Annotated in this window: 14 protein-coding genes; 5 read left to right on the top strand and 9 right to left on the bottom strand. The window is 42.9% G+C overall.

The window, feature by feature from the left end; translation table 11 throughout:
• Positions 1 to 26: 26 nt before the first annotated feature.
• On the top strand, positions 27 to 1235 hold the full coding sequence (locus tag CQ839_RS20340; RefSeq protein ID WP_103670121.1) for a type II secretion system F family protein: 1209 nt from the start codon (positions 27 to 29) through the stop codon (positions 1233 to 1235).
• A gap of 105 nt (positions 1236 to 1340) precedes the next feature.
• Here CQ839_RS20340 and miaA read toward each other — a convergent pair whose 3' ends face one another.
• Positions 1341 to 2240: a tRNA (adenosine(37)-N6)-dimethylallyltransferase MiaA gene (miaA, locus tag CQ839_RS20335; RefSeq protein WP_103670120.1), complete on the bottom strand. Its 900-nt coding sequence runs from the start codon at positions 2238 to 2240 to the stop codon at positions 1341 to 1343.
• 38 nt (positions 2241 to 2278) lie between these two features.
• Here miaA and CQ839_RS20330 point away from each other — a divergent pair, with 38 nt between their 5' ends.
• Positions 2279 to 2845 carry a 2OG-Fe(II) oxygenase gene (locus tag CQ839_RS20330; protein ID WP_103670119.1) on the top strand — a complete coding sequence of 189 codons (567 nt, stop codon included), beginning with the start codon at positions 2279 to 2281 and terminating at the stop codon, positions 2843 to 2845.
• A 167-nt stretch (positions 2846 to 3012) separates the two neighbouring features.
• Here the strand turns inward: CQ839_RS20330 and CQ839_RS20325 are convergent, their stop codons facing one another.
• From CQ839_RS20325 to CQ839_RS20295, 6 genes are all read right to left on the bottom strand, one after another.
• The gene (locus tag CQ839_RS20325; protein WP_103670118.1) at positions 3013 to 4404 is read right to left on the bottom strand and encodes an ATP-binding protein; all 1392 of its coding nucleotides are present in this window, start codon (positions 4402 to 4404) and stop codon (positions 3013 to 3015) included.
• Positions 4401 to 5009 (bottom strand): cysteine hydrolase, encoded by a 609-nt coding sequence (locus CQ839_RS20320; protein ID WP_103670150.1) that lies wholly within the window; start codon positions 5007 to 5009, stop codon positions 4401 to 4403. The genes CQ839_RS20325 and CQ839_RS20320 overlap by 4 nt, the downstream gene beginning before the upstream one ends.
• A 385-nt stretch (positions 5010 to 5394) precedes the next feature.
• The gene (locus tag CQ839_RS20310; RefSeq protein ID WP_103670116.1) at positions 5395 to 5976 is read right to left on the bottom strand and encodes a thermonuclease family protein; all 582 of its coding nucleotides are present in this window, start codon (positions 5974 to 5976) and stop codon (positions 5395 to 5397) included.
• Positions 5977 to 6030: 54 nt separating this feature from the next.
• Positions 6031 to 6402, bottom strand: a complete 372-nt coding sequence (locus tag CQ839_RS20305) for a 2Fe-2S iron-sulfur cluster-binding protein (protein ID WP_103670115.1) — start codon at positions 6400 to 6402, stop codon at positions 6031 to 6033.
• A 5-nt stretch (positions 6403 to 6407) separates the two neighbouring features.
• Positions 6408 to 6956 carry a 3-isopropylmalate dehydratase gene (locus CQ839_RS20300; RefSeq protein ID WP_103670149.1) on the bottom strand — a complete coding sequence of 183 codons (549 nt, stop codon included), beginning with the start codon at positions 6954 to 6956 and terminating at the stop codon, positions 6408 to 6410.
• 161 nt (positions 6957 to 7117) lie between these two features.
• Positions 7118 to 7621 (bottom strand): DNA recombination-mediator protein A, encoded by a 504-nt coding sequence (locus CQ839_RS20295; RefSeq protein WP_103670114.1) that lies wholly within the window; start codon positions 7619 to 7621, stop codon positions 7118 to 7120.
• Positions 7622 to 8296: 675 nt separating this feature from the next.
• Here CQ839_RS20295 and CQ839_RS20290 point away from each other — a divergent pair.
• From CQ839_RS20290 to CQ839_RS20280, 3 genes are all read left to right on the top strand, one after another.
• A complete protein-coding gene (locus tag CQ839_RS20290; RefSeq protein ID WP_258040812.1) occupies positions 8297 to 9010 on the top strand; it encodes a peptidylprolyl isomerase in 714 nt (237 codons plus the stop codon).
• Between the two features lie 63 nt (positions 9011 to 9073).
• On the top strand, positions 9074 to 12022 hold the full coding sequence (locus CQ839_RS20285; RefSeq protein ID WP_103670148.1) for a peptidase domain-containing ABC transporter: 2949 nt from the start codon (positions 9074 to 9076) through the stop codon (positions 12020 to 12022).
• 92 nt (positions 12023 to 12114) lie between these two features.
• The gene (locus CQ839_RS20280; RefSeq protein ID WP_103670112.1) at positions 12115 to 13662 is read left to right on the top strand and encodes an HlyD family efflux transporter periplasmic adaptor subunit; all 1548 of its coding nucleotides are present in this window, start codon (positions 12115 to 12117) and stop codon (positions 13660 to 13662) included.
• A 96-nt stretch (positions 13663 to 13758) separates the two neighbouring features.
• On the opposite strand, the gene CQ839_RS20275 is transcribed toward CQ839_RS20280, so the two are convergent.
• Positions 13759 to 22272 (bottom strand): hypothetical protein, encoded by an 8514-nt coding sequence (locus tag CQ839_RS20275; protein ID WP_103670111.1) that lies wholly within the window; start codon positions 22270 to 22272, stop codon positions 13759 to 13761.
• A 295-nt stretch (positions 22273 to 22567) separates the two neighbouring features.
• On the bottom strand, positions 22568 to 22717 hold the full coding sequence (locus CQ839_RS25265) for a hypothetical protein (RefSeq protein WP_181016270.1): 150 nt from the start codon (positions 22715 to 22717) through the stop codon (positions 22568 to 22570).
• Positions 22718 to 22754 lie beyond the last annotated feature (37 nt).

The following is a 22754-nucleotide window of genomic DNA, read 5'->3' as shown; positions in this document are numbered from 1 at the left end:
ATAATTCTTATTAAAGAGGTGCAATAATGGCGAAGTTTCAGGCTAATCTCAAAGACTCCAAAGGTAAGGCAGTCCAGCAAACCATGGTTGCGGTATCTCTTAAAGAAGCTCGTGATACTTGGAAGCAAAAAGGCTTTTATGTTCAAGATGTTAAAGAGGTAAAGGGCGGTTTTGACTTTGCAGCCTTCACGATGAAAAAGGTGACTGTCAAGGATTTAGCTTTGTTCTCAAGACAATTGGCAACCTTGGTTAATGCTGGTGTATCGATGGTGCGAGGTTTAGGCGTAATGTGTGATCAATGCGCTAATCCAAGACTTAAAATCGCCCTCACCGAAGTTCTTGACGATGTTCAGCAAGGTACTAACTTTTCCGATGCGTTGCGTAAACACCCAAAAGTATTTGATAAGTTGTATTGCGCAATGGTTCAGGCAGGGGAAACGGGTGGTGTATTAGATGATGTTTTAGCTCGTCTAGCGACATTACTAGAAGATTCTGCCCGCTTGACTAACCAGATCAAATCAGCGATGACTTACCCGATAGTAGTTTCATCGATCGCTGTGATCATCTTCTTAGCGATGTGTATTTTCATCATTCCCGTGTTTGATGGTGTATTCAAGAGCTTAGGTGGTGAATTGCCAGCATTTACCCAAATATTGGTGAATATCAGCAACTTTTTAAAGAGTGAGAAGATATTTATTCTTCCAGCTACAGCTTTTGCACTTGTATTTGTCTATAAGCGCGTCTACTCAACTCCTGCTGGACAACTCTACCTTGATGGCGTTTTCTTGAAGTTGCCTTTGTTTGGAGATCTTGTCGTCAAGACTGCGGTGGCTCGATTTGCGCGTACTTTTGGTTCACTCTCGCGTGCAGGTGTGCCAATTTTGGCTTCGCTCGAAATTACTGGTGAGACAGCTGGTAATCTGGTGATTTCTAATGCGATCGAATCGGCACGAAATGCGGTAAGAGAAGGTGGTCAAATTGCTCCTGCTATGGAAAAAACTGAAGTATTTCCTGTCATGGCTTTGCAAATGGTCAGTATCGGGGAAGAAACTGGTGAAATTGATAAGATGCTCATGAAGGTGGCTGACTTTTATGAAAATGAAGTTGAAGAAGCGGTAAAAGCGCTGACAAGTTTGATGGAACCATTAATGATCGTTGTATTGGGTGGCATGGTTGGTTCGATTATTGTCGGTATGTACTTACCAATCTTCTCGATTATGGACAAGATCAAATAATATATCCATTGCTATTCATAAATCCTCAAAATATAAGAGTCGGCGCAAAGCGCCGACTCTTATATTTTGACTATAACTATAAAAAGCCCTGCGTAGCAAGGCTTTTTATAGGAGTGTGATCGCCTGTTCCCAACTACTACCCGATCGCAACCAATGTATTGGTAAATCACCATTACCTGAACCGCGAAACCATGTGCGCTGACGCTTGGCAAATTGGCAGGTATGAGTAACCGTGAGTAACTTGGCAGTTTCCAGATCTGTTTTATCAGCTAAATAATCTGACATTTCGCCATAGCCCAAAGTTTTTAAAAGTGGTAAATCTGCACCAAAATGGTTCTGTAAATCACGAATCTCATCAAGCCAGCCATTCTCTAACATTTGCTCGGTGCGATCGCTAACTAACTTACGATAAACATCGAGATCCTCACAATCCAAACCGATTTGTACAATCGGATAATCAGGCGGCTGCTCGCCTTGTTGTACTGATAAGGGTTGCCCCGTTACATAAAAAACCTCTAGAGATCGCAAAGTTCTGATTTGATCGTTGGCATGAATTTTGGTAGCCCCCATAGGATCGACTTGTTGGAGAACCTGATAGCAATAATTTTGTCCTAATTCCTCAAATTGCGATCGCAGTTCAGGCTGTGGAGCTACTCTAGGAATTTTTAGCCCTGCTGTAATTGCCTTAATATACAAACCTGAGCCGCCGACTAAAATAGGCGTGACTCCTTCAGCATGAAACTTGGCAATTAAAGTTTGTGTTTTGTCTTGATAATCAGCAAGAGTCAAAGTTTGATCAGGCTCAATAATATCAATCAAGTAATGGGGAACACCTTGACGTTCTTCCATCGTCGGTTTCGCCGTACCAATATCAAAATGGCGATAAACTTGTCGCGAATCAGCACTCAAAATTGGTGCATTTAGATATTTCGCAAGGGCGATCGCCAGACTAGTCTTGCCAGTCGCCGTTGCTCCCAAAATTACAATTAAACCGAGAGAATTCATTAGTATTTCAGCCAAAATTATCTAACCTGTAGACTTGTATGCCATTGCAAATCCCCATGCGCTTTGAGAACGAACCTTTACTCTGGTTAGTAGATGATGTTTATACAAAGGAAGAATGCGATCGCTTTATAGAGTTTATTGAAAGTTCGTCTCCCACGGTTGCTACTAATAATCCACTCTATCGAGATCAAGACCGCGTTATTAAGGACGACACCAAAATTGCTGAGGAATTATTTCGTCGTCTGTACCTTCATCTACCAAAGCAAATTAATACGCTTAAGTTAGTCGGTCTCAATGAACGGCTTAGAATGTATCGCTACCTCATGGGACAGCGCTTTGAGCCACATATGGATCATTGGTATCGTCCGAAAGTGAATCAAATTACTTTGCATACCGTTCTCGTATATTTCAATGATGACTTTGAAGGTGGGGAAACACGATTTCAAGAGCAAATTGAACAAACGATAATCCCTAAACGTGGCATGGTCGCTATCTTCCAACATAAAATACGTCATGAAGGTTGTCCCGTGCGGCGAGGAATAAAGTATGCGATGCGTTCAGATGTTATTTATGAGTCATGTGAGCCTATTGGCAAAATATACTAAGTAATGTGTAGATCAAGCTAAGGGACTTGCGAGAAAATAAAATACCAATCCAGATTTTCCAGAATCGGTGGGGTGGCTTCGCCACCCCACCGATTCTGGTTTTATATTTGGTACTTTATTAAGCCACAAGTCCCTAATTAGTTTATATATTTTTTTTTGGTATAGAACTATGTCGGAATTTCTTCCTGAATCATCGGAATCCGAATTAAAAATTCAGTGCCATTCCCCTGCTGTGATATGCACTGTAAAATCCCCCCGTGGCGTTCAGACACAACTTGGTAACTGATCGACAATCCCATACCTGTCCCTTTCCCAATAGGTTTTGTGGTAAAAAACGGCTCAAAGATACGATTTATTACATCTTGAGGCATACCCATACCATTGTCCTTAATCCGAATCTCAACCGAATCAACGTCAAGGAACTCGTCACTAGGCTTTAATTCAGTACCAATGGCGATAGTTGGTCGCCAATCCGCCGATTGAAGATTACCTTCATGATTTTTTTTCGGGTAGGGTATCTCTTCGAGGGCATCGATCGCATTGGTCAACAAATTCATAAATACCTGATTCAGTTGTCCAGCGTAACACTCTACCATCGGTAGCTTGCCATAATGCTTAACCACTTGGATTCCCGAATTATTATTTTGATCTTTGATGCGATGCTGCAAAATCATTAATGTGCTGTCAATACCTTCATGGATATCGACTGCTTTAAATTCAGCTTCATCCAATCGAGAAAAATTACGCAGTGACAAAACAATTTGGCGAATACGATCTGAACCAACCTTCATGGATGCTAATAATTTGGTTAGATCCTCCGCCAAAAAATCTAAATCTAATGTTTCTAACTCTGCGAGTACTGAATCATTAAGCCCAATACTATGCTGCTGGTACAAAGCGATCGCCTTGAGCAAAGTAGCGATGTATTGATTTGCGTAGGCCAGATTGCCGTGAATGAAGTTGACTGGGTTATTGATTTCATGAGCAACACCAGCCACCAACTGCCCCAAGCTAGACATTTTTTCAGTCTGCACCATTTGGGTCTGCGTCCGATGTAAATCTTGCAAAGCTTGGTTGAGTTCTGCTGTCCGCTGTGCCACCCGTGTTTCTAGAGCTTCTTTGATTTCGTTTAAAGTAGTTTCTGCCTGCCTACGGTCAGTGATATTGATTAAAGAGCCCCCAAGCTCATTCTGATTACTAAAATAAGCTGACAATTCAAGCCAAACAATTTCCCCCGTCTGATGTTGAAATCGCAGTTCCTGACAAATCACTGCCTGCTGCTTTTGAAATTGCTCTAGCAATTGCTGTCCTTGGACAAGATCGTCTGGAGCAAGAAAGCTGAAAAGTGGTCGAGATAGAGATTCAGCAATGCTATACCCCAAGGTCTTCGTCCAAGCTCCGTTGAGGAAGGTGAAACACCCTGATGGATCACACTTAAAAATAATCTCTCTTAAGCTTTCAACTAACTCACGATAACGTAGCTCTGATTCTGAGAGTTTCTCCATCAAGCGATACTGAATCTGTACATTAAGTTCATCTGTAATTTCATCAGGATTCATAAGCTAAGTTCAAGCTGGCTTAAAAGCTCAGTGTGAGTGATGACATTAGCATAGAGAGGAAATATGTTTTCGCAATAGAATGATTGCTCAAACACAGTCCTTGCTGAGGTGCAATCGGAGAGAATAGTAACCTGATAGCCTTGTTCATGCGCGGAACGCCCAGTGGAATCAATGCAAACAGAGGTAACGGTTCCCGCCAAAATGATATTTGTGATCGCATGTTGTTGCAGTACTTCGTTCAGATTCGTGTTGACAAAGGCGTTAAAACCTCGTTTCCCAGAAATACGCAAAATCCGATTTTGAAATTGACTCAGTTCATCGATGGTTTGCGAGCCTTCAGTCCCTTCTTGGAAAGCTCCTACTTCTTTAATCGTTTGGAGAATGCCAATCGGGTCAACTATTTCTTTGTACCCAGGGGTAAAGAAGATTGGGGTTTCTACGATCAAAACTGAAGTTTGCTCTAAGCAATTTAGGAGATGAAGTGTATTAGATAATACATTCGTAACTTTAGAAGATTCTTCAACTACACCGTGCAAAATCCCATTCGGTGAGAAATAATCATTCTGAAAACCGATTAGTAGTAAGCAAGTATTGTGGGTATTTATCAGCACTTTTAGATAGAAAAAGATTGCTTATAGGCTTTAAGTAACACAAAATATTTTACTCGATTTTGTTGATTATCAGAGAAAGTTAAATTACTCTTAAAAACTAGACGTATAAATATTTTTGAGCTACTGACCTGATGTTTTTTGAGCTATAGCAATCCCAGCATTTCTCATTATCAAAATCGGTTGTTTGAAAGCCCGCCGTTGGCGGGCTTTCAAACAACCGATTTTGGTGTTTCCAGCGCCTTTGGCGCTGGAAACACCAAAATCAGTTTCATAATGAGAATTGCTGATAGCAATCCTGATCTATTTGCGATATTAAATTGAGTTTTGAGATAATGCTCGCTTCAGGAAATTATCTCAAAACCCATTTTTAGGATTAAAGTTAATTACTTAACTGGCGACGAAAATCTCTAGGACTAAGACGCAATGGGTTTTGTGTGTCCCAAATCCCTATTTCTTGCAATCTCGCTTTAGATTGGGCGCGACTAATTCTTGCGTCGTACTTTACATTGGGCGAATAGGAATCAGCGATCGCTAGTCCCTCTGACACCAAATATTGATTAACTAATAAATTATCTTTCCAAATATAAGCAAGCAATCGATCAGAGTTATCTTTTTGCTTAACATCAAACTCTAAAATTACTTTCTGCTCTTTAATGAGATCCGACAAACGCTGACGAGCGCGATCTCCCCAAGGAGACTGCTCTTTGAGTGGCGCACTGATCCCTAATAATCTCACTCGTTGTACAGTCATATTGGGATTACTCACCACAGATGCTTCTACCGTTTGTCCGCTGACAACTCGATTAATAATCCATAGCTCACCATTTACTTTTTCCTTGGGCTGCGTAAAAGCGATCGCCATATTCGCAATCACTAAAAAAGCAACTAATAGCACAACCAAAATAAATAAACGCGGTGGCGATTTAGCGATTGCGTTTTCTTTTCCTGCTTTAGAGTTCATAGGCTGTGCGGCATAATTCAAAGTTTAAAGGGCGCTTTGCGCCCTTTAAACAATTTAGTCATGATCAATGGGAATACCAAACTGAAACCAGTGGCGCTTGCGTTTGGCAAAAAAGTTACCGAACTGCAACTTATAGACTTCATCCTCATCTTGGGTTTCTAGATCTAAGTCTGACTGGGCATAGCTCGAACAAATCAACGCATATCCCTCATCCTGTAATGTTTTGGATAAACCAATTACCTCATGCTGATCAATTTTTCCTGATTTGACTCGCATTGCACAAGCTGTACAAGCACCATTTAGGCAAGAAAAAGGTAAATCGATGCCTTGCAGTTCTAAAGATTCGAGAATATAGCGATCGCCTTGGATATCAGCTTCATAGAGCTTATCGTTTTGGCGATCATGAATACGAATGTGATATGACATAAATTTTACACACGAGTAGGAATCATGCCAGTTAGACGAGCATAATCAAATAACCCGCCAGCATCAATAACAGGTCGCACATCGCCAAGGGACTTCAGCGCAAAGGTTTCGCCAGTCGTCTCATTAATAATTTGATTGTTATCAAAATCAATGGTTGCTTCTTCCCCAGTTTTGAAGCGATCAACCAAACAATCAACTGATTCCCAAGGATATAACTCACCCGTTGCCGTACAGTTACGGAAGAAAATTCTGGCATAGGACTGAGCAACTACGGCATCTAATCCTGCTGCTCCAAGTGCGATCGGGGCATGTTCTCTGGAAGAGCCACAACCAAAATTTTCACCCGCGATAATAATCGAATAGATCGTTTTGCTTTCACCTTCAGGAATAAAGCGATCATAGCGATCGGGGAGTCCGATCATTGCATAGCTACCAAGCTTCTCGTACTCATCAGGCTTTGACGGTACAAGCGTGAGATATTCCGCAGGAATAATTTGGTCAGTATCAATATTGTCATCCAAGACAAATACTTTGCCTTTAATTGTCTTACTCATAATCTTCATTTATAAACAATTCAATCAACAGAATATAAAAAACGCTAGACGCTTTTTTATATATTTTAGATTTACCGTAGGGTGCGTTAGCACAGCGTAACGCACTCTCTAATTTTTACAGTGCGTTACGCTGCGCTAACGCACCCTACTACTTAATACAACTAATCAAAATAAAATAGAGTTACAACCTTGCGTTGCTCTTCAGCATCCTGACAAGTTTGCAATAAAGTCTCACTACCATGAAACGCAAAGCAAATTAGTTGCTGACACTTGGAGATAATTTCTTGGTTGCATCTACTACTTGCTTCAGCTAAAGATAGCGTGTCATTTTCGCCATGCTCAATTAAATGAATCACATTTTCTAGCTGCTCACGAGATTCATAGGGCTGTCTATCAAGACTTTGAGGCAAAATTACGGTCAACAAGTTTGGGTCAGCTCGCAGAGCACCCCGAATTGCAGCAAAATTTGTACCTGTTGCTCCAGAGGTAATAATACTGTTGCCAGACAGAGCCAAGGCATAGCTGAGCAGTTCGATCAGCAGTTGATGAGTTAATGGCACATGGCGGGAACCTAAAAACGCAATTCGCTTTGAGCCTTGCTGTTGTATCGTTGCAAGCTCTTGCAAAAAGTCGTCTAGCTTGGGTAGATTAATTGACTGAGTCAAACAAATCCCTCTCGTTTACTACTTACTGAACGAACACCTACACAATATCACTTAACTATATAGAAGCAAACTATAGAGTTCAGCAATTCTCATTTTTAAAATTGGTTTTTTGAAAGTCCGCTTACGGATAGCTTTTAAAAAGCCAATTTGGGTTTGTCCAACGCTTCAGGATCTGGACAAACCCAAATTGGTTTCATAATTTGAATTACTTATCAGTAGCTAGTCATAATTTAAGTAGCTATAGCAATCCTATTTTATTTGTGAGATTAAATGGTTTGAGAGAGTGAGCCCCGAAGGGGCGCACTCTCTCAAACCATTTAGGATTGCTATAGGCATAATTAATTACATATCCAAACCCGTAAAGTTGAGCACCGCAGGGTCTCAACTTTACGGGTTTGTGTAATTTATTTTGCACAAGTACTTAGAGTTAATCAAGATTCACTTGTCCTGAAATATATATAATTTAATGTTATTTTCATTCTATAAATACAGTAATGAAGAGTAAAACTTAGATTTCACTCTACGGCAAAAATAAAGAATTTATAACGCTTTGCGCTCAATTTGAGAATTTCTGTAGCCACTACCTTCTCCCCGAAGGAATTCAAGTAGACTCTCATGTGCAAAGTACTACAGCATAGCTGGCTGGAATTGTGATAATTTTCTCTCAAAATTATGGTGGGTTACTTGACAATTGATAATTTCAAAATTGAGGAAGGAAATTTTTGGGAGCTTTTAGCGACCTATCGCTTGTTGCCAAGTTTTAAACGAGAACTAGCGATCGATCGCGTGATTGCCTCCATTACCATTGCGCCAGAAGAAATTAATCTTGCTTTGCAACAATTTCAGCAGCGCTACAAGTTAATTTCACAAGAAGCTATACAAAATTATTGTCAAGCTTATAGTCTTACTGACCTACAACTTAAGGAGATCGCTCTACGCGAGTTTAAAATCGAAAAATTTAAGCAGCAGACTTGGGGCAATCGTCTCGAATCAACATTTTTAAATCGTAGAACTAGCCTAGATCGTGTTATCTATTCGCTGATTCGCCACAAAAATCCTGAGCTTTTACAAGAATTATTCTTTCGGATTCAAGATGGCGAACAGACTTTCGCAGAGGTTGCATCTCAATATTCTCAGGGTGTAGAAGCTCAAACAGGTGGCATGATTGGACCTCTATTGCTCAATAAACTCCCTTCAGCGCTCATTGAAAAATTGAGACATAGCATTCCCCAGCAAATACATTCACCTTTTCCATTAGAAGAATGGTTCGTAATTTTACGACTAGAAAAGTTTATGCCCGCTCAGTTTGATGATCAAACTACGCAGCTCCTACTCAACCAACTTTTTGAGGAACTTTTGCAAGAACAAACTTTGCAGAAAAAGTTTTGATCATTGTTAAGCTCTCTTGTTTTTCTCTTTATTTCTCTTTTTAAGATCATTGAATTAAATCACATGTTTACCAACACTAATGCTATTCAAGACCTCATTGATCGTATTCCCTTATTAAAAAATCTTGATCACTTGATTGTGAAAGAACTGAGCGATCGCCTTCAGCCTTTGCGCTATCGGATGGGGCAGATAATCTTGCGTCGTGAAACCATGCCATCCCAAGTTTTGTTTTTATGGGAAGGTCAAGCAAGGCTACTAGCCCAAGTGCCGAAAACAACATCTCCTACGACCCTAGAGACCATCAAGCCTGGGATGGTAATCGGATGGGCGAGTTTGATCCGTGACTTGCCCTGCGAAACGGCGATCGCCTCTGTTGAAAGTACTTTTTTGTCTCTAGACGCAACTGATTTTTGGCAGCTTTGCGATCGCTATCCTACTTTTAAGAATGCTTTTAGCTCTCAAGTTTCTTCAGCAGAAGTATTTGATCTATTTGCGATCGAGATGGATCGTCGTGCTCAGTCTCCTAAAGATTTTACGCAGCAGGCTCGCAATGCTTGGCAAGATGCACGAGTGCTAACTTTACCTGCGGGGAAAAATTCAATCCCGCCTCTTGATCCTGATTTTGTATGGCTAGTTAGCGGCGGGCAAAATATAGCAATCCCCTTTGGTACAAGAGTTGATCCAAATCGCACTGTCTTTGAAATTCCAGAGGCTAGCTATCTCCGCTTGATAGGCTTGCGCGATGATTTCTCTGTAACTGCTGAAGTAGTGACAGAGTTGCCACCCCATCCCACCGCCTTTGATATTCCTTATGCTCCTGATTTGCCGACTGTTAGCGATCGCAGCGATCGCAAAACCCAAGACTATCCTTATATTTATGGGCGCGGCCCCCTTGATGCGTCAGTGGCTTGTTTTGAGATGCTAGCGAAATATTGGAGTATGCCGTTTAATCGCCATGTGATCAAACGGGCGATCGCCAATCAATACGATCGCTCTCAAAGTATCTCTTTGCAGCTATGCGGCACGATCGCCGAACTAATGGGACTAAATGGACTGTTGGTAACGATTCCTGCTAGTGCCATTAGTCAGGTTCCTACACCAGCGTTATTACCTTGGCAAGATACCTTTGCGGTGCTTTACAAAACTAGCGATCGCGAGCAGGTATTAGGTATTCCTGAACAGGGAATAGTCATTAAGAAAACTGCTCAATTTGCGGAGCTTTGGGGCGAATCGGGACAGATTTTAATCATTCAGCCGACCAAGGATACTCCCCAACAAAAATTTGGACTGTCTTGGTTTTTGCCATCCCTCAAGCGCTATCGCAGCTCCTTAATTACAGTTTTAGTCGCATCTTTCTTTGTGCAGTTGTTAGGACTGGCTAATCCCCTGATCACACAGGTGATTATTGACAAGGTGATTAATCAAAACTTGCCAGCATCCTTAAATATTTTAGGTATTCTACTCTTAACGATCGCCTTTTTTGAAGCTCTGATTAGCGCCCTAAGAACCTATTTATTTGTGAATACAACTAATCGTATTGACTTAACTTTAGGTTCAGAAACAATTGACCATCTGGTCAGATTGCCCCTGCGATATTTTGAGAAGCGATCGGTGGGAGAACTATCTAGCCGCATTGGAGAACTAGAAAATATTCGTCAGTTTTTGACAGGAACAGCCCTCACCGTAGTCCTTGACGCAGTATTTTCTGTAGTTTATATCGTGGTGATGATTTGCTATAGCTGGCTGTTGACTCTGGTAGCATTGGGAACCGTGCCATTGTTTGGATTACTGACCTTTATCGTTGCGCCGATCGTCAGGGCACAGCTTCGCAGTAAAGCCGAACGCAATGCCGCAACTCAGTCCTATTTAGTGGAAGTTGTTTCAGGCATTCAGACTGTTAAGGCGCAAAGTATCGAGTTGCAGTCGCGATGGGAATGGCAACGTCGTTATGCTCGCTATGTTTCCGATGGATTTAAGACCGTAGTAACTTCCACAACTGCGGGTTCTATGAGTCAGTTTTTAAATCAGTTCTCTAACCTGTTACTGCTATGGGTTGGTGCTTTTTTAGTGCTCGATGGCAAGCTGTCTTTGGGACAGCTAATCGCGTTTCGGATCATTGCGGGTTATACGACATCACCGCTTTTACGTCTGATTCAACTTTGGCAAAACTTCCAAGAAACAGCCCTCTCACTAGAACGACTCAGCGATATTATTAATCATCCTCAAGAACAAGAAGAAGCAGGTCGTCGCAATATTCCTATGCCCGCTATTAAAGGCGCAGTTCGCTATGAGAATGTCAATTTCCGTTTTAATCCCAATGGCCCCTTGCAGCTAAATAACGTCAATTTAGATGTTCCTAATGGTCAATTTGTCGGCGTTGTCGGAACTAGTGGCGCAGGTAAAAGTACTCTGACAAAGTTAATGTCGCGGTTGTATGAACCTGAAGCAGGAAGAATTTTTATCGATGATTATGACATTGGCAAAGTGGAGCTTTATTCCTTGCGAAGGCAAATAGGAGTAGTTTTGCAAGATACGCTGCTGTTTGATGGGACGGTGCAGCAAAATATTGCTTTAACCAATCCTGATGCCACTCCCGATGAGATTGTAGCGGCGGCGCAAACCGCTTGTGCTCATGATTTCATCATGCAACTGCCGCAAGGTTATGAGTCACGGGTAGGTGAGCGCGGGGCTTCTCTTTCTGGTGGACAAAGACAAAGGATTGCGATCGCTCGTACCATTTTGCAAAAACCGCAATTACTGATTCTTGATGAGGCGACTAGCGCCCTAGACTACAATACTGAGCGTCAGGTCTGTTTAAATCTTGCTGAGGAGTTTCGCGGACGCACGGTTTTCTTTATCACCCATCGCCTTGCTACGATTCATAGTGCTGACTTGATTTTGCTGATGGATAAAGGAAGGGTAGCCGAACAAGGAACTCACATGGAATTAATGGCTTTGCAAGATCGCTATTTCTGTCTATATCGTCAACAAGAAGCAGCAGGCGATTCTTAAACCCCAGAAGTGAGTGGTGGCGCTCTGCGCCACCACTCACTTCTGGATTTGAGCGCATTGAGACTAACGATAAAATTAAAGGTAAAAAGATCATGACAAATAATAACGGCAATCAACCAACTCCAAAATTAACAAAGATCAATCCCGAAGATTTAGTCTCTAATGATGGTCTGGAGCAACCTGCGACGGCGATCGCAAAAAAAAGCAATTTCGATCAACCCTTAGCCTTGAGCCAGTCACCTAAATGGATTCCTGCGATTTTATGGACATTAGTTGGCTCGGTATCGGTGGCAATTATTTGGGCTTCAGTAGCGAAAATCGAAGAATCAATTCCTGCTCAGGGCAAACTCGAACCACAGGGAGCAGTTAAGGAAGTGCGTATTCCTGCTAATGGTCTACTTAAGGAGGTATTAATCAAAGATGGACAGAAAGTCAAGGAAGGCGAAGTATTATTGCGGATTGATGCAACTGTAGCGAAGTCTCAGCTTGAATCCTTGCAAAAACTCCGCAAAAATCTCCAGCAGGAAAGCCAGTTTTATCGAGAAGTTATCAATGGCAAAGCCGCAGAAATTGATGGAGCAAAAGTGAGTGTTGTCCCTGTGGAATTTTTTGCCCTAGCTCGAAATCGTGAAGCATTAATGACGGAAATGCAACTATATCGAATGCAAGTCAATGGTGGTGGCGCAAATCTGACAGGTGATCAACAGGATCGGCTGATTGCGTCAAGGGCAGAACTAGGCTCGCGATCGCAAGCGGCTGAGGCGAATATTAATCAGTCACTCGAACAATTAAATCAAACACGAATTAATCGCGCCAGCAGAGCAAATGCCTTGGCGATTGATACCAAAATTCTGAATGATCTAGAAATTGCCGTTAAAGAAGGAGCAATCTCCCGTGTTCAATACCTCAAACAACAACAACAGGTAATCGCTACGGAGTCAGAAATTCGGCAGTTAGCACGGGAGGAGATGAGGATTCAGGCTGCGATCGCGGAGGGACAAGCCCGACTGAATAATACCTTTGACATTACCCGCAAAGAGTTGACTAGCCAAATTGCCGACAATACAAAACGCATTGCTGAAATCGATAGTCAATTTACTAAAGCCTTGGTGGACAATACCAAGAGACTTGCAGAAGTAGAAGGTCAAATTAAACAAGCAGAAGTATTACTAAAAAACCAAGAACTCCTTGCCCCTGCATCAGGTACAGTATTTGAACTGAAAGCAGGGCTTGGCTATGTTGCTAACCCCAATGCTGGAGAAGTAGTGTTAAAAATTGTGCCTGACGATCTCCTCGTAGTGAAAGTATTTATTAGCAATCAAGACATTGGATTTGTCAAAGAAGGAATGGCTGTAGATGTCAGAATTGACTCTTTCCCTTTTACTGAGTTTGGTGATGTGAAGGGGAAATTAATCTCGATTGGTTCTGATGCTTTACCACCTGACCAAACCAATCCGACCTATCGATTTCCTGCAAAGGTGCAGCTTGAGAAACAATTCCTAGAGACTAATGGACGCAGAATTAATTTGCAGTCGGGAATGTCACTAACGGCAAATATCAAAATTCGCGATCGCACAATTATGAGTTTATTTACAGATTTCCTTGTCTCAAATACCGAAAAACTTAAATTTGTCCGTTAATTACACTCAAAAAAACAAAAAATTAAACAGTAAAAGCCTTGTAATACAAGGTTTTTACTGTTTAAAAAGGTCAATTTGTCACGAACTGATTTTGCCTTAGATACTCTTAAAGTTAGAGATTCCTAGAGAATTGGCTTGGATACCTGTTAGGGTCGCCAGCAATTCGCCGTTAGTTAAGCTAATTAGAGTATCTTTCTGTTGATTGCCAATGCCTTGTTGAATCGTAAGTTGAGTAAAGTCCAGCCCAGCCGTTAATCCTAGAAAATCTTGAGCGATCGCAAAGTCTTTGATGATATCAGCACCACTACCTACAGCTACAGCAAAGGTATCTCGACCTTGACCGCCAAAAAGGATGTCATTCCCAAGTCCGCCGTAGAGGATATCGTCGCCTTTGCCACCCAAGAGGGTGTCATTGCCGAGGTCTCCAACTAGCAAATCATTTCCAGCGTTACCAGTCAGGTAATCATTACCTTCACCGCCCCAGAGGTTGTCATTACCTGCACCACCATCTAAGCGATCGTTGCCTGCATAACCCCAGAGGTTATCATTACCGTCACCACCAAATAGATTGTCATTACCAGCACCTGCGAGAAGTTGATCATCACCAGTACCGCCATCCAAGATGTCATCACCTGAGCCAGCATTGAGAATGTCATTACCATCCTCTCCATAAAGCTCATTATTTCCATCTCCAGCATCTAAGCGATCGTCACCATAACCACCATCTAAATGATCATCACCAAGTCCTCCTAGTAGATAGTCATTACCATCTTCGCCATTGAGATAATCATTGCCATCCTCGCCATTGAGAATGTCATTGCCAAGTCCTCCAAATAGACTATCGTTGCCAGCACCTGCGAAGAGTTGATCATCACCAAGACCTCCACCTAAACTGTCATCACCTGCACCTGCAATGAGAAGATCATTGCCATCTTCACCATAAAGGGAGTTGTTGCCAGAGCCACCATCTAGGCGATCGTCACCAATATCACCCCATAGGTAGTCATCATCATTACCACCATTGAGAATGTCATTACCAGCATTGCCATTGAGATAGTCGTTACCATCACCGCCATCGAGATAGTCATTACCATCATCACCTGTTAGACAATCATTACCGATCGCGCCAAAGAGATTGTCATTACCAAGCCCGCCGCTTAGCTCGTCATCGCCAGTACCTCCATCTAAATAGTCGTTCCCCGCATCACCGTGAAGATGATCATATCCATCACCACCATTGAGCAGGTCATCGCCATTACCTCCAATAAGAAGGTCATCTCCAGCCAATCCATCAAGAGAATCATTGCCCTCTAAACCAATGAGATTGTTGTTGAATTTATCTCCTTCTAAGGTGTCATTAAATTGAGAACCTTCGAGATTTTCGATACTTTGGAAAATGTCATCGATCGCATCACCGAGCGTGATAAAGCTAGGATTTTGGCTGCTAAGTTGGAGGCTCACAGCAACGGCGGAAGATGCATTACGGTAAGAAGCAGTATCATTGCCTTTGCCTCCATTGAGAATGTCAGCACCAGCACCACCAATGAGAATGTCATCTCCTGCTAAGCCAATCAGGGTGTCATCTCCTGCTAAGCCGATCAGGGTGTTATCAAAGCGATCTCCTTTCAAGAAATCATCAAACTGTGAACCTTCGAGATTCTCAATATTGGTGAGGGTATCGCCATCGGCATCACCTAACCAACCATAGCCATCTTGGATACTGACGGCAACTGCGGAAGTTGCATCGTGATATGAGGCGATGTCACTACCCCTTCCACCATCAAGATGATCGCAATCAACACCACCAATGAGTTTGTCATTGCCATTACCACCGTAAATGGTGTCATGCCCCTCACTTCCATAGAGTTCATCATCGCCATCATCACCTGCGATGAAGTCATTACCATCATCACCTGTGATGAAGTCTTCGCCATCACCACCTGATAGGCGATCGTCACCATTACCGCCTGCGATAAAGTCATCACCAGCATTGCCTGCAATTTCATCATGTCCATTTTCACCAAAGATGGTGTCATCACCTTCGTTGCCAAATAGGGTGTCATTGCCACAACCGCCATCGATCAGGTCATCGCCAGTACCGCCCTTGATCGTGTCGTTACCAGAATTACCTTGGAGATTGTCTTCACCTGCATCACCAAAGATGGTGTCATTTCCTTCGTCTCCATAAATGCTGTCATAACCATCACCGCCAGAAAGGGTGTCGTTGTCATTACCACCAGAGATAGTGTCGTTACCTTCGTTACCAAAGATAATGTCGCGACCATTTTCACCAAAGATGGAGTCATCGCCTTCGTTGCCAGAAAGGGTGTCGTTGCCACAACCGCCATCGATCAGGTCATTCCCAGTACCACCCTTGATCGTGTCGTTACCTGAATTGCCTTGGAGATTGTCGTCACCTGCATCACCAAAGATATTATCGTCGCCGCGATCGCCAGTAATGATGTCATTATCATCACCACCAGAAATGGTGTCGTTGTCGTCACCACCAGAAATGATGTCGTTACCTTCGTTACCAAAGATAATGTCGCGACCATTTTCACCAAAGATGGAGTCATCGCCTTCGTTGCCAGAAAGGTTGTCGTTGCCACAACCGCCATCGATTAGGTCATTCCCAGTACCACCCTTGATCGTGTCGTTACCTGAATTGCCTTGGAGATTGTCGTCACCTGCATCACCAAAGATATTATCGTTGCCGCGATCGCCAGCGATAATGTCATTGCCATCACCACCAGAAATGGTGTCGTTATCTTCTCCACCAGAAATGATGTCGTTACCTTCATTCCCAAAGATGGTGTCGCTGCCATTTTCACCAAAGATAGTGTCATCGCCTTCGTTGCCAGAAAGGTTGTCGTTGCCACAACCGCCATCGATTAGGTCATTCCCAGTACCACCCTTGATGGTGTCGTTACCTGAATTGCCTTGGAGATTGTCATCACCTGCATCACCAAAGATAGTGTCATTACCATCCTCACCAGCGATGATGTCATTGCCATCACCACCAGAAATGGTGTCGTTATCTTCTCCACCATAAATAGTGTCGTTACCTTCATTGCCAAAGATATTGTCACGACCATCTTGACCAAAGATGATGTCATCGCCTTCATTGCCAGAGAGTGTATCGTTACCGCAACCGCCATCGATGAGGTCATTGCCAGTACCGCCCTTGATGGTGTCGTTACCAGAATTGCCTTGGAGATCGTCATCACCTGCATCACCAAAGATATTATCGTCGCCGAGATCGCCAGAAATGATGTCATTATCATCACCACCAGAAATGGTGTCGTTGTCATCACCGCCAGAAATGATGTCGTTACCTTCATTCCCAAAGATATTGTCGCTGCCATCTTCTCCAAAGATATTGTCATCGCCTTCGTTGCCTTGAATGGTGTCGTTCCCATGACCGCCGCTAATCCAGTCATTGCCAGTACCGCCTTGGATATCGTCATTGCCAGATCCGCCATAGATCTCGTCATCGCCTGCATCGCCTGTGATGGTGTCGTCGCCAGCATCGCCAAAAATCAAGTCATTGCCATCACCACCAGAAATGGTGTCGTTATCTTCACCACCAGAAATGAGGTCATTACCAGCATTGCCACTGATGATGTCTTTGCCAGCATTGCCTTGGATGTCATCATCACCAGCATCGCCTTGGATTGTGTCATCACCAGCATCACCAACTATTACATCATCACCAATGCCGCCCCAAATTAGGTCGTTACCATTACCGCCACTGATAAAGTCGTTGCCATCATCGCCATAGATGGTGTCGTTGCCACTATCGCCATAAATCTCATCAGCGCCTTCGTTGCCATTGATGATGTCGTTGCCACTACCGCCACTGATCAGGTCATCACCAGTGCCACTGAGGATGGTGTCATCTCCAGAGTTGCCGTAAATCTCGTCATCACCTGCGTCACCTGCGATTACATCATCACCCGCATCACCGACAATCCGATCGTCGCCAATACCGCCAGAAATTAGGTCGTTACCGTTGCCACCACTGATGAAGTCGTTGCCTTCATCACCTGAGATTGTGTCGTTGCCGTTGTCACCATAAAGGTCATCATTGCCTTCGTTGCCAAAGATGGTGTCGTTGTCATCACCACTGCTAATCCAGTCATTACCAGCACCGCCACTGATAATGTCGAGTCCAGAGTTGCCGTAAATCTCATCATCACCTGCGTCACCTGCGATTACATCATCACCCGTATCACCTGTGATGTAATCGTTGCCATCGCCACCAGAAATGCGATCGTTGTCATTACCGCCACTGATGAAGTCATCACCTTCGTTGCCTTGGATGTTGTCAGTGCCTGCATCGCCATAAATTTCATCGTTGCCTGCATCACCAAAGATTATGTCGGCATCGCTACCGCCATTGATGAAGTCGTTGCCGTCGTTACCATTGATGGTGTCATCACCTGCATCGCCGTAGATTTCATCGTTGCCTTCATTACCTTGAATGAAGTCACCATCATCACCGCCACTAATGAAGTCGCGTCCTTCATTACCTTGAATGATGTCAATCCCTGCATCAGCATAGATGGTGTCTCTGCCTTCGTTCCCAAAGATGGTGTCGTTGCCAATGCCGCCACTGATGAAGTCTCGACCTGCATTGCCATTGATGGTGTCAGAACCCGCATCACCATAGATCTCATCGTTTCCTTCATTACCTTGGATGATGTCGTTGTCATCACCGCCACTGATGAAGTCGTTTCCTTCATTGCCTTGGATGGTATCAATACCAGCATCACCATAAATAGTGTCGTCTTCAGTTTCGCCAAAGATGGTGTCATTGCCAGTGCCGCCACTGATGAAATCATATCCTGCACCTCCGTGAAGGATGTCGTTACCAGCATCTCCCCAGATATTGTCGTTGCCATAGCCACTGTCACCAAACACAATGTCATCGCCACCACCTGCATGGATGTCATCATCACCATCACCTCCTCGGATGTAGTCAGCATCTCCTGCATCGGGGTTGCTTTCTAAATCACCCCAAATGGTATCTGTACCTTGGTTGCCATAGATGATGTCTTTGCCAAGTCCACCAATAATTGTGTCATTTCCAAACTCGCCATAGAGTTTGTCGTCACCGCCGCCGCCATTAATGGAGTCATTGCCATCGCCACCAGTAATAGTGTTCGCGTTAAGATCACCTGTCAGGCTGTCGTCATATTCAGAGCCAACAATGTTCTCAATATTGAATAGAAGATCGTTGTCGTTCCATCCATCGGTGGCTCTACCTGTTTCGAGGTTAACGGTTACGCCATCAGGATCGTAGCGATAGCTAACGGTGTCAATGCCAATACCACCATCGAGGTTGTCGTTACCAGCACCACCAACGATTAGGTCATCACCAGCTAAGGCTTGGATGAGGTTGTTCTTCTCGTTGCCAATGAGAATGTCATTAAAGGGAGTGCCGATGATGTTCTCGATATTTCGCAAGGTGTCGGTATTGCCAAATCCGTCGTAGGCTTTACCTGCGTTGATATCAAAGTCTGATTCCAGATCGATGTAATAACTGTCAGGATTCTGATCGTTGATTGATTGGTTATAACGCAGTATGCGATCGTGGCTATAGTCGGTGCTTTCGTTAATGTTAACAACGACTCCACTGGGGGAGTATTGATAGCTGATAGTGTCAACACCTCTACCACCACTGAGCAAATCATCTCCTGCATCACCTACAAGGAAGTCATTTCCATTGCCACCATAAATTTGATCATTACCTAAACCCCCATAGATAGTATCAGCACCATTATCGCCAGTAATAAAGTCATTACCTACATCACCAGTAATGAAGTCGTTGCCAGCTCCACCAGAGATAATGTCATTGCCGTTACCGCCACTAATAGTGTCGTTGCCATCATTACCTTGAATATTGTCATCACCATTATCGCCAGAAATAATGTCATCACCTGCATCACCAGTGATCAGGTCATTGCCATCACCACCATAAATTAGGTCGTTGTCGTTACCTCCACTGATGGTGTCATTGCCATCATTACCTTGAATGATGTCATCGCCATTATCGCCAGAAACAATGTCATCACCTGCATCACCAGTGATCAGGTCGTTGCCATCACCACCATAAAGTTCGTCATCACCACCCCAACCATTTAGAGTGTCATTACCTGTACCGCCGTAGAGATAGTCCTTAGCATTATCTTCCTTACCTCCATCTAAGAGATCATTTCCATCTTCACCATAGAGATAATCCGTATCATGCTGACCATAGAGCTTATCATCACCAGTACCACCATAAAGGGTGTCTTGTCCTGTAAAGCCCCAAAGTATATCATTGCCACTCTCACCACGAAGATCGTCATCACCACCCCAGCCGCTTAAGATGTCATCACCCGCACCGCCATAGAGATAGTCCTTAGCATTATCTTCATTACCTCCATCTAAAAGATCATTTCCATCTTCACCATAGAGATAATCTGTACCTTGCTGACCATAAAGCTTGTCGTCACCAGCACCAGCATAAATGGTGTCGTTGTCCTCAGCACCCATGATTCTATTCTTGAATGAATTTCCGTAAAGGATGTCATTACCAGCTTCACCATATAGATTCTCATCACCCGCAGATTCAGGCAAGTCAAGAATATCATCTCCAGCAGTTCCTACATTTGGATAAATGGCATTAAATGGGATCTCGACAGAAATCTTATTAAATGTTGGAGATGCACCATTGTTGAATTTTGCGTACAGATCATTAAAAGGGATGCTGAAATCCAACTTGGGAATGCCCAACGCGTCGAGAATATCAATGCGACGACTCAATCCATCAATAACGATTTCAGGCAGATCAATCAGGTTAATACTTGCACTGATATTCTTCAGTATAGGATTGCTGAAGATGGTACTACCAAAGTTTACTTTTGCATTAACCCTCCCAATATCTACGTTAAACTTTGTTTCTAAATCTAATGCAAAGTTGGGCTTAAAGAAAATATCTGGATTCAGTTCAAATGTAACATCCATCTTGGAATCATTGTCTAGATCCTTGGCAAGTAATTCATCAAGCTCAGAGTATGGTGTGGCAACATCCAAAAATTCACCACCAGTTATTTTGGGTTCAGTGTTTCTAATTCCTAACTCAAGTTCATAAATCCCGCTAACTGTACTAATCAGTTCTATCGGCAGCAGCCTGTATCCAAAATCAAATGGTCCAGCTTTTATATCTTGGGCAAGAAATGATAGCTGCGGTATTTTTGCTAAAAGCTTATCAAAGTTCAGGGTAAGACTAGCTAGTTCATCTGGAAGAGATGGATCAGGATTAGGCTGACCAGGAAGAAGATCTTCAGGATCGGGAGGTCTTTGATTGCTAAGCTTGATAGAAAACTGGTCTTCTGTGGATGAGTTTTGTAAGCTAAAGTTAAAGTTAGGAAGCGCACTTGCTTTAAAAGTTGCCAACCCTCCAAATAGAGAAATTGTATTAACACTAACTGAAGGAGATAAAAAATCAACTTGTCCTGGCAACAAATTCACTTGTATTACAGGATTATTCAATGTATTTATGTTAACCATTCTGTGCAAAAAGCTTCCAGAGAAACCTCCAAAAATAGTCTGTTCTACACCCACTCCAGCAATACTCGCAGATGCAGTTAGCGAACCAATATTGTAGTTAAAAACGGCATCTAGGACTGCATAGGCTGAAGGAATAGTATAATTAAGCTTTGCATCAAAAATAGTTGTAAAGTTAAACTGAAGTTTTTTCCCAGAATCACTCGCGGTCAAAAGAGCTTGTAATGGCAGATCAAAATCTATTTCTCCTAAATTTAGACCTGCATATGCTTTAAAGCCTGCACTAAATGATCCTCCATTTAAATCTATTCCAGCCTTCAATCCTCCTTCGTCAAAGAAAGTTTTTTCAATGCCAGAATATCCTGTCTTGAAAACCAAATTGTCTTCAGAGCTATATTCATAAGAGTTCTGGATCTGTTTTCCAAAAAACTTGTCTATATAGTCAGATGTCTTAGCCTGAAAAGTATAACGGCCAAAATCGATTCCACTTGAATAAGTTTTCGTGCCAATTGACTGTTCAACAAATATGGGAGAACCACCCAAGTTTAAAACCTTAGAATCATCTTCTTGCTTCAGTGAAGCCAAAGTAGAAAGATCTAAATTTTGACCCAAAACTGTCGATGCAAAGATTGCTCCTTCATCCCCAACAGTATCCACAGCATTCACCTTCCAATCGACAGAATGCCCAACCTCCTCCAACAACACCGCCGCCAAAACCTGTGGATCACCCACATATTGAGACAAGAATCCTGTAGACAGATAGATCTCCCCAGCGGAACTAGCAAAAGCCGCATTAGCCCCTTGTAAATCCGAAGCAGATAACAACTTCAAATCAGGCAACTTCGAGAAATCACCAGCAATCCATTGGTCGCGCAAAGCACCCAACACACCGCGATCCAACGTTTTGCCAAACACAAACTCACTCTTATCAAAAAAGTCCTCCCGCTTCGCAAAATCTGTCAAGAAACCATACACAGATGCGATCGCCGCAGTCAACGAAGCTGAAGTAGAAGCATCAAGAGCAGGAGCAAGCTCGGCAAAAATTGAATTCAACATGATATGTGTCCCTATTGTTTCAAATAATTAAGCTAAAACGTCAAAAAAGCCAAAGCAAAGCCGATAACAAATAAGGCAAAAAATGCCTGTGATTTGTTTCCATATTTTTAATGTGACCAATTACAGAATTCGTATTTCAGAACTCGTAATTTTTTATTCTGTGAAGAGTAGTCAGTTTATGCACACACCGAGATATCGAAGCCATATTTTCTTATTCTGTGAAGGATAGTCAGTTTATGCACGCACTGAGATATCTGAGCTAGACAAAAGTTTCAAATCAGCCAACGGCGAAAAATTACGACTTACCCATTGGTCGCACACAAAAATCCTCTCGCTCCGCAAAATCCGACAAAAAGCCATACACAGATTGAATCGCATCATTTAACGAAGCGGAAATAGATGCATCAAGAGCAGGAGAAAGACCAGAAAAAATTGAAGTCAACATATAGCAATCCTAGGGTGATGGGATTAGTGGCGATCGC

This window comes from Pseudanabaena sp. BC1403 (genome assembly GCF_002914585.1).
GTDB lineage: Bacteria > Cyanobacteriota > Cyanobacteriia > Pseudanabaenales > Pseudanabaenaceae > Pseudanabaena.
This window is presented reverse-complemented; position numbering and strand designations above follow the sequence as displayed.